7 protein-coding genes and 1 pseudogene are annotated in these 11060 nt (G+C 76.6%); 2 read left to right on the top strand and 6 right to left on the bottom strand.

From position 1 onward, the window contains the following. Positions 1-775: 775 nt before the first annotated feature. The 4 genes from ADL22_RS06860 to ADL22_RS06880 all read right to left on the bottom strand — a co-directional run bounded on the left by ADL22_RS06860 (position 776) and on the right by ADL22_RS06880 (position 7552). Positions 776-3574, bottom strand: coding sequence for a serine/threonine-protein kinase (locus ADL22_RS06860; protein WP_079063893.1), 2799 nt, complete (start codon positions 3572-3574; stop codon positions 776-778). Next, entirely contained in the window at positions 3574-4869 is a 1296-nt protein-coding gene (locus ADL22_RS06870) for a hypothetical protein (protein WP_066974759.1), read from the bottom strand. The genes ADL22_RS06860 and ADL22_RS06870 overlap by 1 nt, the downstream gene beginning before the upstream one ends. A 158-nt stretch (positions 4870-5027) precedes the next feature. Next, positions 5028-6062, bottom strand: coding sequence for a glutamate ABC transporter substrate-binding protein (locus ADL22_RS06875; RefSeq protein WP_066974761.1), 1035 nt, complete (start codon positions 6060-6062; stop codon positions 5028-5030). Between the two features lie 14 nt (positions 6063-6076). After that, positions 6077-7552 (bottom strand): hypothetical protein, encoded by a 1476-nt coding sequence (locus tag ADL22_RS06880; protein ID WP_079063894.1) that lies wholly within the window; start codon positions 7550-7552, stop codon positions 6077-6079. Positions 7553-7826: 274 nt separating this feature from the next. Between ADL22_RS06880 and ADL22_RS06885 the strand changes: the two genes are divergently transcribed. Together ADL22_RS06885 and ADL22_RS06890 are read left to right on the top strand one after the other, a co-directional pair. After that, positions 7827-8519, top strand: a complete 693-nt coding sequence (locus ADL22_RS06885) for a FadR/GntR family transcriptional regulator (RefSeq protein ID WP_066974763.1) — start codon at positions 7827-7829, stop codon at positions 8517-8519. Positions 8520-8905: 386 nt separating this feature from the next. Further along, positions 8906-9214, top strand: a complete 309-nt coding sequence (locus tag ADL22_RS06890) for a hypothetical protein (RefSeq protein ID WP_066974765.1) — start codon at positions 8906-8908, stop codon at positions 9212-9214. A 423-nt stretch (positions 9215-9637) separates the two neighbouring features. Here ADL22_RS06890 and ADL22_RS06895 read toward each other — a convergent pair whose 3' ends face one another. Both ADL22_RS06895 and ADL22_RS06900 read right to left on the bottom strand, forming a co-directional pair. Beyond that, positions 9638-10633: an N-acetylglucosamine kinase gene (locus ADL22_RS06895; protein ID WP_066974766.1), complete on the bottom strand. Its 996-nt coding sequence runs from the start codon at positions 10631-10633 to the stop codon at positions 9638-9640. Beyond that, positions 10624-11060, bottom strand: a pseudogene (locus tag ADL22_RS06900) (hypothetical protein); the annotation flags it as partial. The gene ADL22_RS06895 and the pseudogene ADL22_RS06900, both read right to left, overlap by 10 nt.

Genomic DNA, 11060 nt, shown 5'->3' on the forward strand with positions numbered 1-11060 from the left:
GGTGGGTGCCGGTCCGGTTCCCGTGCCCGTGCCCGTGCCCGTTCCGGTTCCGGTTCCGGTTCCGGGCGGGGTGGGGGTGGGCTGGGGGGCGGTGGGGGTGTCGGTGGACGTTCCGCTTGGTGGGTCGGCCGGTTGCCCGGGATCGGCGGGTTGCCAGGGGGGGGCGGCTGCGTCCGCTGCCCCGGCGGGCTGCCAGGGGTCGGCGGCCGTTGCGTCCGGTGTCCCGGCGGGCCGGCGGGGATCGGCGGCGGCCCGGCCCAGGGCCGCGGCGGGCCGCCCGGGGGCGGCGTCGGTTCCCCCAGGGGCCGTTCCGCCAGGGGCCGTTCCTCCGAGCGACTCGGCGCCCGTTCCGCCTGGTTCCGCCGCCGGCCGACCGACTCCGGCGGACGTTCCGTTTGCCTCCCCCGCAGGCTGCCCGCCCCCGGCGGCGGGACCGTCCGCGGCCCGTCCGCCGGATTCCGCTCCGGGCCGGGGCGCGGTCCCGGCGGCGGCGTCGGCGACCGCCTCGTAACCGACCACCCGGGGGTCGGCCGGCCGGGCCGCGGCAGCGTCCCGCGCCGCCGGAGTCGCGTACGGCAGCCGGGTCGTGGGGTCCGGCGGGGGCGGTCCCGCCGGGCCGGCCGGGGCCGCGTACGGCGGCGCGGCCTCCGGCCCCTGGGGCGCGCCGTAGCCGCCCGCCGCTCGGGGCTCGGCGCCGCACCGCCCGCAGTAGTTGTCCCCGGCGGCGAGCGGCTCGCCGCAGCTCCGGCACCGGGACGGCCCAGTCACACCCATGTCACACCCACGTCCTGGGGCGGAAGCGGTTGGCCCGCTCCACCAGCTCGATCCTTTCCTCACCACGCTGCGCGAGCCGCGCGAGCAGGCGGTACGAGCGCTCCAGCCCGAACCGCAGCCCGCGTTCGTCCAGCGGACTGCCGAGCAGCACCGGCCGCTGCCGCGCGGAAGCCGGTCCGGACGCGCCGTCCGGCCCGCCGCCGTCCCCGACACCGTCCGGAGCACCACCGGGAATACCGGGCGGAGTCCCGCCGGGCGTCCCGTCAGGCGCCCCGCCGGGGGTCCGCCCCGGGGTGCCGGGCCCGTCGCCGTGGCCCCCGGAGAGTACCCAGTCCAGGGCGGTCCCCAGTACCTCGGTGGCCAGCTGGGCCCGCCGCCGGTCGTCCAGCCCGAACTCGGCGAGCGCCTCGACCTGTTGGGCCGCGGCCCGCAGATCCGGTAGCAGCGGCTCCCGGGGCGAGCGGTGCCGGAGCCGCGCCCGGACCGCCGCGGCCCGGGCGGCGGTGTAGTGGATCGACGACTCCGGTACGGACTCCAGGGCGGCCACCGCGCCGGCCCGGTCGCCGGCCGCCAGCCGCACCCGGGCCAGCCCGAACGCGGCACTCACATAACCGCGGTCGGTCGCCCACACGAGGCGGTAGCACTCCGCCGCGGTGGCCGGCTGGCCCAGCAGCTCGGCGGCGAGGCCCAGCGCCAGCTTGGGCGCCGGCTCACCGGGGAACGCGTCGTACACCGCGTCGAAGGCCAGCGCGGCGCCCTCGTGGTCCCCGGCCACCAGAGCCGCCAGCCCCCGGTGCCACACCACCCGCCAATCCCCGGCACCGGGTCCGTCCTCGTCGCCGTCGTCGCCGTCGCCGTCCGCGTACGGGTCCAGCTCCGGGGCCGGGCCCTTGGCGACGTCGGCGTACGGGTCCGTGAGCGGGGCCGGATCCGTGGCGACGTCGGCGTACGGTCCCGCGGCCGCACCGGCGTACGGGCCCGGGCCCGGCACCTGCCCGTCCGCCCCGGTGCCCCCCGGCGGCCCGCCCGCGCCCAGTTCCAGCCGGGCGCGCAGGGCCCGCAGCCGGACCTCAGGGGAGTCGGGCGCCGCGCGCAGGGCGGCCAGCAGCTCCGCCGACGACGCGGCGTGCAGTCCGGCCAGGAAACCCGCGCCGGGGTCGTCCGGATCCGGCAGCGGCACCGGCAGCGCCAGCGCCGCCCCCGCCGCGTCCAGCGGCCGCAGCAGCGGCTCCCCTGGCCCGGGCCCGGGCCCCGGCTCGTCCGCCGCCTCGCGCCGGGGGCGCCGGCGGCCGGCCCGGCGGGCGCCCAGCAGGGAGGCGTCACCGGTCAGCGGAGGGATCAATTCCGTGCCCACCACGCGGAGTTCGGGGCCGAACAGCGTCGACGGCGCCGGGCGCGGCTCGCCCGTCCGCAGCGCCACCACTTCCCGCAGCACCCCTGTCAGCTGCTCGGCCATCTCCTGTGCGGACCCGAACCGGCGGCCCGGATCCGGGTCGGTGGCCCGCACCAGCAGCCGGTAGAACGACTCGTAGCGGCGGAACACCTCGATGTGCTCCGGATCCGGCAGGCAGTCCGCGAAGACGTTGGTGTAGCCCTGGAAGTCGAACGTGAGGACCGCCAGCGTCCGGGCCACGGTGTACAGGTCCGAGGCGACGGACGGGCCCACCTCGCCGACCTCCGGCGCCTGATAGCCGATCGTGCCGTACACCGGGCTGACGTGATCGTCCATCCGCCGCACGGCGCCCAGGTCGATCAGCTTGAGCCGGTCGTGCTGCTGGATGGCGTTGTCGACCTTGAAGTCGCAGTACAGCAGCTGCCGGGCGTGCAGATGGCCGAGCGCCTCCAGCGCCTCGATGCCGTACGCACACGCCTGCTCCACCGGCATCGGATCGCGCCGCCCCTGTGCCGTGCGCCGCTCGTTGGCCACATCCTTGAGCGAGGTGCCGCCCACGTACTCCATGACGATGTAGCCGTCCCGGCTGCCCGTCGAACCGTCCAGGTGCTCCACGAAGTTGTAGATCCGCACGATGTTCGGATGCTCGATCGCGGCGAGGAACCGCCGCTCGGACACCGCGGCCGCCAGCGCCTCCTCGTCACCGGTGTCCAGCAGGCCCTTCAGCACCACCCACCGGTCGTCGACCGCCCGGTCGCGCGCCAGATAGATCCAGCCCAGCCCGCCGTGCGCCAGGCAGCCCGCGACCTCGTACTGGCCGTGCACCAGCTCCCCGGGGCGCAACTTCGGTACGAAGCTGTACGGATGGCCGCACTTGGTGCAGAACCCCTCCGCCTCGCCCGGCCGCCCGTCCCGGCCCCGCCCCACCGGCGCCCCGCACTCGCCGCGGCTGCAGAACCGCTTCCGCTCCGGCACCTCCGGGCGCTCCAGCACCACCGACCGCGGATCGCGCGGTGCCACCTGCGGCACCGCCACCAGGCCGGCGCCCAGCCGCCCGTGCGACGCCCCCGAACCGCTCCCGGACGCGGAAGCCGGGCCGCCGCCGGTGCCGCGCACCACAGGGCGCCGCCCCGGCCCGCTTGCGGACCGGCCGCGCGCCGGCTGCCCCGGGACGTGCGTCCCCGCCGTCCCCCGGGCCCGCGCCCCGCTCGGCGGCGGCGCGGCGACCGTCGCCCCGCCGATGTCCACCGGCCGCGTCAGCACCGTCGCGGTCGCCGACAGCAGCCCGCGCGCCGACACCACCGGCGCCAGGCCGCAGACGTCGCAATACAGCTCACCGCCGCCGACGTCCTCGTAGTGCCCCGCGCACTCCCGGCGCTGGCACCGTCCCCCGTCCCGCTCCGCCATCACCCCTCCCGGCCGTCCCGCTGCTCCGGAACCAGCGCTTCCGCCGCCGCCTCCTGATAACGCCACACCGCCTGCTCCGCCGCCCGCAGATCGCACGGTGCGCTCCACAGCATCCGGCGCGCCATGTCGTACCGCTCCACCAGCACCGGATCGCCGGCCAGGCCCTGCCGCGCCACCCGGGCCCGGCAGGCGTCCAGCCGGCCGCGCAGCTCCGCCCGCACCGCCAGCGGCGCCGTCACCGCTGTCAACGACTCGCGGGCCCGCCGGAGTTCCTCCTCCGCGCGTTCTTCCAGCGAGTCCAGCAGCGGCGACAGCCGGTGCCACTGCGCCCGCCGGCGGTACTCCGCGGCCGCCGCCAGCTGCTCGTGCAGCGCCGTCGACGGGCCGCTGACCGCCGGCACCTCCGACGCCGCGATCTTCGCCAGTACCTCCCCGCGCGCCTGCCGCGCCTCGGTCAGCGTCCGGTCCGCCCGCGACAGCACGTCCCGCAGCAGCATCAGCCGCCGCTCGGCGTCCTGCCGCACGTCCAGCACCGCCGCGATCTCCCGCCGGATGTCCTCCAGCGCCCGCGCCGCCCGGTCGTAGCGGTCGGTGTCCGGGCGGCCCCCGCCGGGCGCCGAACTCCCCTCCGGCGACGGCTTCCAGAACGCCAGCGGATCCGCGATCACCCGCTCCCGCAGCCGCGCCAGCTCCCCGGTGATCCGCTCCAGGTCGTCCCCGGCCGGATGCTCCCCCGGACGCACCCCCACCGAATGCGCCAGCGACCGCGTCCGCCGCAACTCCTCGGCCAGCAGGTCTATCCGGGCCGGCAGCGCCGACCACACCGCGTCCGCCGCCACGATCACATCCAGCGACCGCGCGTACAGGCCGGTCATCCGCGCCACCAGCTCGGCCGGGCCGATCCGCTCCCCGGGCGCGCCGCCCGCCTCCGCCGGCACCGCCACCCCGCCGTCCCGCAGCAGCTCCGACAGCTCCGCCAGATCGCCGGCCGACGGCCAGCGCCGCCGCGCCCGCACCTCCCGGGCCGCCTCCAGCACCTCCGTATACGCGTCGAACAGCGCCCACAGCACCGCGATGGAGCGCTCCGCCTCCGCCCACCGCTCCTTGGTGACGCCCGACAGCTCGGCGCCCTCCAGGAGCCGCCGGCCGGCGTGGTCCTGCAGCGCCAGCAGCGACGTCTCCAGCGCCTCGTACTCGGCGCCGAGCCGCGCCAGCGCGCGGTCCACCTCCTCCCGGTCCAGCACCGGGGCATCGGGCCTCCCCGCCGAGCCGGGGAAGGGTCCAGGGACCCCCATCGCTCACCTCTCCCATACGCGTACCGTGCACGGCGGTTGGTGCGGCCCGGCTCCCCGCCGGACCCTTCGGCTCCCCCTGCCCCCGTACCGGCCCTTCGCCGGCCCCTCCATAGTGACCCGGCGGACACCCCGCCGGCCCCCGGACGCCGCCCGTCGCCTCAGTCGCTGTACTCCGGCGACGGCGGCCCCGGTATACCGGGCAGATCGGCCTGCAGCCACTTCCGGTACGCCCGCATCCACGGGCTGTCGTCCCCGCCGCGGCGGTAGTCCTCCAGGACCTTGTTGACCCGGCGCACCAGATCCGGGTCGTTCCTGTTCATCGCCACGCCGTACGACTCGTCGGTGAACGGCTTGCCCTTCAGCTCGACCGTCGGGTCCTGCGCCGCCTGCGCCGCGGCCAGCGCGCTGTCCGTCACCACCGCGTCCGCCTCGCCCAACTGGAGCCGCACCAGGCAGTCGAGCTGATTGGGCGCCGTCACCACGCGCGCCCCGTGGCTGCGCCGCGACAGCTCCGCCTCACCCGTCGAACCGGCCGCCGTGCACACCCGCTTGCCGCGCAGCGAATCGTCGAACGCCGTCACCGGCGACGCCTTCGGGGCCAGCACCTGCTGCCCCGCCTGGAAGTACGCGGTGGAGAACGCCACCTGCTCCTTGCGCGCGCAGTTGACCGTCATCGTCCGCACGACCATGTCGACCGTGCGCTGCCGCACCGCCGGGATCCGCTGGTTGGTCGGCACCGCCTGGAAGACGACCTTGGCGTCCGGCCCCAGGATGTCCCGCGCGATGGCCCGCGCCAGGTCGATGTCGAAGCCCTCCAGCCGGCCCGTCCCCGGATCGCGGTACCCCCAACGGTAGGTGTTCTGGTCCACGCCGACGACCAACTGGCCCTTCTCCCGGATCCGTTCCACCGCCGGGCCGTCCGCCGGGGACGGCCGCAGGCTCGCCGCCGCGGTGTCCGGCGTGCACCGCGCCGCCGCCGGAGCCGCCGGGGGCCGCCCCGGCCCGTACACCCCGTGCGCCGCCACCGGGCCGGGACCGTCCCCCGGCGCCAACGGGCCGGACTCCAACGGGCCGGACCCGCGCCCCAGCGCGGGCACCAGCACCGCCGCGGCCGCCGCCATCACGGCCATGCCCGCCGCCACCGGCGCCAGCACGGCCCGCAGATTCCGCAGCCCCCGCCCGCGCGTCCCCATCCCACCGAACCCCCTCACCGGTACTCCGACAGCCTGCGCCCGATACCCAGCACCGCGGCCGCCGCGCCCACCAGGGCCAGCACCCCGGCCCCCACCGCCAGCCCGCCGAACGCCGCCCGCCCGCCGTCCACCGCCGCCCGGAACCGCTCCTGCTCGTACTCCAGCGCCCGCCGCAGCCCGCCGTCCACCCGGTCGAACGACGCCCCCGTCGACCCGTCCCCGCCGATCACCTGCTTCAGCGCCCGCTCGTAGTCCCCCCGGTCGTCCGCCGCCCGCGCCGCGGCGTGCCGCTCCCGCCACTCCCGGACGGCCGCCAGCGCGTCCCGCACCGGGCGCCGCCCCGCCTCGTCGTCCGCCACCGCCAGCGCCGCCCCCAGCGCACCCCCGGACGCTTCCCCACCCTGCCCTTCCGCGCCCGCCAACTCCCGCATCCGGTCCCGGAATCCGACCTCGTAGAAGTCCTTCTGGTCGGATGTCAGCACCGCGCCGCGCGCCACCAAGGTGAGATTCTCGTCGCCGCGCGCCCGCAGCGCGTCGATCCGGGCCGCGTTGAGCGCCCCCAGCGACCGGGCGCCGTGCCCGGCGGCGTCGCCCAGCCCCGCCCGCGCCACCGCATGCCCCGCCACCAGCCACAGCAGCACCGCCACGGACGCGACCGTCGCCGCCAGCAGCCCGCGGTTGAACACCCGGTGCGTGCGCCGGTAATGCCGGCGCTGCGCCCACACCAGCGCCCCGATGGCGATCACCCCCGCGGTCAGTGCCCACCACGGCCAGGCCATGGCCCGCTCCTGATCGGCGGCCAGCCGTGCCGTCTCCGCCTCGTACAACGCCCGGGCGGCGGGCAGGAGTTCCGACCGCATGCGCTCGTTGGCGTACCGCAGATAGGCGCCGCCCAGCGGCAGCCCCTGGCGGTTGTCGGCCTTGGCGGTCTCGATCAGCCCCGCGTACCGGGGCAGCAGCTCGTTCAGCCGCGCGATCTGCGCCGCCGCCGGGTCCGCCGCGCCGTCCGCCGCTCCCGGCGCCCGCGCGTTCGCCGCCGCCTTGACCAGCAGCTGCGACGCGGTGGCGAGGTCGTCCGCGTACCGCTGGCGGGTCGCCGCGGGCTCCACCGCCCCGGCGAGGAACCCGGCGGCGGCCGTGGTGTCCGCGTCCGCCAGCGAACCGTAGACCCGCGCCGCGTCCGAGGCCAGCAGCTGGCTGCGGGCCACCACGTCCCGGGCCGCCGCCGCCCGGTCCGACACCTGCCAGGCGGTGGCCGCCCCGAACACCAGGACCAGCAGCGCCAGCACCGCCCCGATGGCGCGCAGCCTCCCCGGCTCGGTCGTCGCGGCCGCCCGCAACTGGTCCAGCCCCTCGGCCCACGCGGTCCGCCGGCGCCCCGAGGGCACCGCCGGCCGCCCCTCCACCAGGACGTCCCCGCCCGGCCCGGGCTCCTGCGGCGCCACCGGGGAAGCGGACGCCACGGACGATGCGGACGACACCGACGACATCGACGAACCACCCCCTGTTCGCTGACTGCGGGACGGCCCCGCGCCCGGCGCCTCGGGAACGGGCGCACGGCCGTCAGTATGTCCGCGGCGCCCCGCCACCACACCGCACTTGACCCGATCTTGTTCGGAACACCAAAGCAAACCCGGCCCGGCCCGCACCTCTAAACGGGCCGACTGCACCGCCCTCCGGCAACCGGGCGGGCCCGGCCGCCACCGCATTACCCTGGACGGCGGAGTCGCCGGACATCAGGCGACCGAGAAGGGGAGTGATCGAGTGCAGGCCGTCCGCAAGGGCCGGGTGTCGCTCGTGGAGTCCGCGACCGACGAGATCCGCGGCCAGATCGTCAACGGCACCTGGCCCGTCGGCAGCCGCATCCCGCCCGAGAGCGCGCTCTCCGAGGCCCTGGGCGTCAGCCGCGCCTCGGTCCGCGAGGCCGTCCGCTCCCTGGTCCACTCCGGCCTCCTCGAACCCCGCCAGGGCGACGGCACGTTCGTGATCTCCGACGACGACAGCGCGGTCGCCCTCCGCCGCCGCCTGGAACGCGCCGAGCTGAGCCATGTCACCCAGGTCCGCCAGGGCCTCGACGTGGTCGCCGCGCGCCAGGCCGCCAAGCACCGCACCGACGAGCAGCTCGCCGGCATCGAGGCGGCCCTGGCCCGCCGCAAGGCCGCCCTCGCCGCCCGCGACAGCGAGGCGTTCACCGCCGCCGACGCCGAGTTCCACGTCCTGGTCGCCGAGGCCGGCGCCAACCCCGTCCTCGCCGACATCTACCGCTCGCTGAGCGCCGCCCTGCGCGAGGAACTGCGCCGCGCCGCCTGCCTGGACACCGCCGACGCCGCCCGCACCGACCCGCACGCCCGCCTCACCGACGCCATCCGCGCCCAGGACCCCCAGGCCGCCGTCGACGCCGCCGTCCTCCTCCTCGCGGGCCACGTCCGCGATCTGGCGCTGCCGCTGGATGACTGAGGGGGCTGAGGGAGAGGGGAGAGGCTGTGGGGGCTGAGGCTGCTGAGGGTGGGCGGTTGCGGACGCGGTGGAGGGGTGACGTCTGAGATCGGATCCGATCGGCGGAGGCGCGGGCGGGGAACGGGCGTGGGCTTGAGCACGGGCACGGGCACGGGCACGGGCTTGAGCGTGCGGGAGAGACGCCGGGCCTCCATCGAGACGGTCGCTGACGTGTTCGCTGACGCAGACGCCGGGAGGTGTGAGGGCGGCTGAGCGATAGGGGCGCACATCGGCGAGCCCGCGCCCCCGATTCACTCCCTCACGCCGCTGACGAAATCTCCCTCGGCTACTACGCTCAGTGACGAAAGGTTGGCCTCCCGCCAACCACCGAGCCACGGAGGCACGTCATGCGTCACCTCACCCGACTCCTCACACCCCTCACCCGGGCCGTCACCGACCCGCCGCCCGCCTTCCCCGAAATCCCCACCGCGGCCAGCGGCTTTCTCACCATCGGCAACACCACCTACATCAACCCGGCCGGCACCTACCCCCTCTTCCACACCCCCGACGGGTCCCCCACCCCCGTCAACAACGACACCGACCGCCCCCTCACCATCCTCACGGAACGCGACCACTCCCCGCCGCCCCCCGACCTCCTCCTCGCCCCCGGCGAACGCACGGATACCAGAAGAGGCGACTGGGTCCACGTGGGCTGACCGCCGCGCGACCGGAACATGCCGGATCACCGATGGCGTGCCCGCGAGGGACGGTTTCGTCGGGGCGTAGGGGCGCCGGTGCGTCGGGGCGTAGGGGCGCCGGTGCATCGGGCGCGAGGGCGGTGTGGGCTGCGCTGAGTGCCTCGGGTGCGTGGGGCGCGCTGGTGCGTTGGGCGCGGCCGGTGCGGCGGGTGCGGGGAACCCGCTGGGCTTCCGGGCCCGCGAGTTCGTCAGGCGGGATGGCCCGGATCGGTGCCGTGTCCCGGATGGATCGCCGGGCCTCGGATCGATGGGCTACGCCTCTGCGGTCTCTCGCGGGGCATGTCTCAGCGGCTCTCGATCTGGGTGGCGTCACGCCCCAGCCAGGCGTCGCCTTCCCCGGATCGGTGCCCCGTCCTCGTCCCCAACCCGCCTAATCCCCTCCTACGCCGCCCACTCCGCCCGCAGCCGCTCGTAGGAGTCCTGCGGGGGGCGGGGGGTGAGGTGGTCGAGGGCGGCGAGGGCGGCGCCGAGGACCGGGGGCGCGGTGAGGACGTGCGGGACGGCCTTCGGAGCCCGTTCCGCCAGGAGTTGGGTGAGGTGGTTGTGGAGGAGCGGATGCCGGGCGGAGAGCACACTGCCGCCCAGGATGACCGGAACGGGTTCGGAGAGGAGGCCGAGACGCTGTAGGGCGACGGTGGCCATGAGGGCGATCTCCTCGGCCTGGCGTGCCACGAGGGCGCGGGCGACGGTATCGCCAGCCGCCGCGACGGCGAAGAGCAGCGGGGCGAGTTCGTGCCGCCGGGCGGCGGGGAGCCGACCCAGGTGCAGGGCCTCGATCAGCTCCAGCATGGTGGTCAGGCCGAAGTGGGCGGGGAGCGCGCGGGAGAGTTCGCTGGGTTCGCCGCGGCCGTCCTCGGCGCGGGCCGCGTGCCAGAGGGCTTCGTCGGCGAGGAAGGAACCGCCGCCCCAGTCGCCGGAGATCCGGCCGATGGCCGGGAAGCGGGCGGTGGCGCCGCCGCGGCCGAGCCCGACGCAGTTGATGCCCGCGCCGCAGACGACCGCGACGCCCAACTGCTCGGCGTCGTCGGCGAGTCCGGCGCGGAGCACGGCGAAGGTGTCGTTGCGGACGGTGACGGTGTCCGCCCAGCCACGGGAGGTGATGTCGGCGGTCAGGCGGGTGACTTCGATGGGGAGGTCGGCATTGGCGAGGAAGGCGGACAGGTGGGCGACCGGGCCGTCGCCGGCCGGGCCGGCCTGGGCCCGGGCCGCGGCGATCAGCGGAGCCAGGTCGTCCACGGCGCGGGACGGGCCGTTGGCCGGGGGCTGGAAGCCGCCGCCGCGGGCCCGGCCGAGGACGCTGCCGTCCGCGGCCACCAGGGCCACGTCGGTCTTGCTGTTGCCCGCGTCGATGGCGAGCGCTGTGGCGGTCAGGCCCACGTGAGGTGCTCCCGGTTGTGTGCGATCAGCTCGTCGGCGAGCCGGTCCGCGTAGTCGATCTGGCCGATCAGGGGGTGGGCGAGGAGTGCCGCGAAGACCCGGTCGCGGCCGCCTTTGAGCGCGGCTTCCAGAGCCAGGTGCTCATAGGCCGTGACGTTGGCGACCAGTCCGGCGAACAGGGGGGCGAGGGGGCGGAGGGGGAGGGGGGAGGGGCCCCCGGGCCCCACCCCGGCCGGCACCTCGATCACCGCGTCATCCGGCAGGAACGGCAACGTCCCGTTGTTGAACGTATTCACCACCTGCACGCTCGCCGCGCCGACAGGCCCGAACGAGCCAGTTCCGCCAACCTCCGGGCCGCCTCCCGCCGTGGCGCCGCCGCCCGCGCCCGCACCGCCACCCACCGCACCGCCACCCGTACCCGCAGGGG

It is taken from the genome of Streptomyces sp. NRRL F-4489, from assembly GCF_001509485.1.
Taxonomy (GTDB): Bacteria; Actinomycetota; Actinomycetes; order Streptomycetales; family Streptomycetaceae; genus Streptomyces.

What these genes read in the sequence shown, in the direction of transcription:
- ADL22_RS06875 (WP_066974761.1), bottom strand. Translation starts at nt 6,062, where the DNA reads ATGGGGACGCGCGGGCGGGGGCTGCGGAATCTGCGGGCCGTGCTGGCG.
- ADL22_RS06860 (WP_079063893.1), bottom strand. Translation starts at nt 3,574, where the DNA reads ATGGCGGAGCGGGACGGGGGACGGTGCCAGCGCCGGGAGTGCGCGGGG.
- ADL22_RS06870 (WP_066974759.1), bottom strand. Translation starts at nt 4,869, where the DNA reads ATGGGGGTCCCTGGACCCTTCCCCGGCTCGGCGGGGAGGCCCGATGCC.
- ADL22_RS06880 (WP_079063894.1), bottom strand. Translation starts at nt 7,552, where the DNA reads ATGTCGTCGGTGTCGTCCGCATCGTCCGTGGCGTCCGCTTCCCCGGTG.
- ADL22_RS06890 (WP_066974765.1), top strand. Translation starts at nt 8,906, where the DNA reads ATGCGTCACCTCACCCGACTCCTCACACCCCTCACCCGGGCCGTCACC.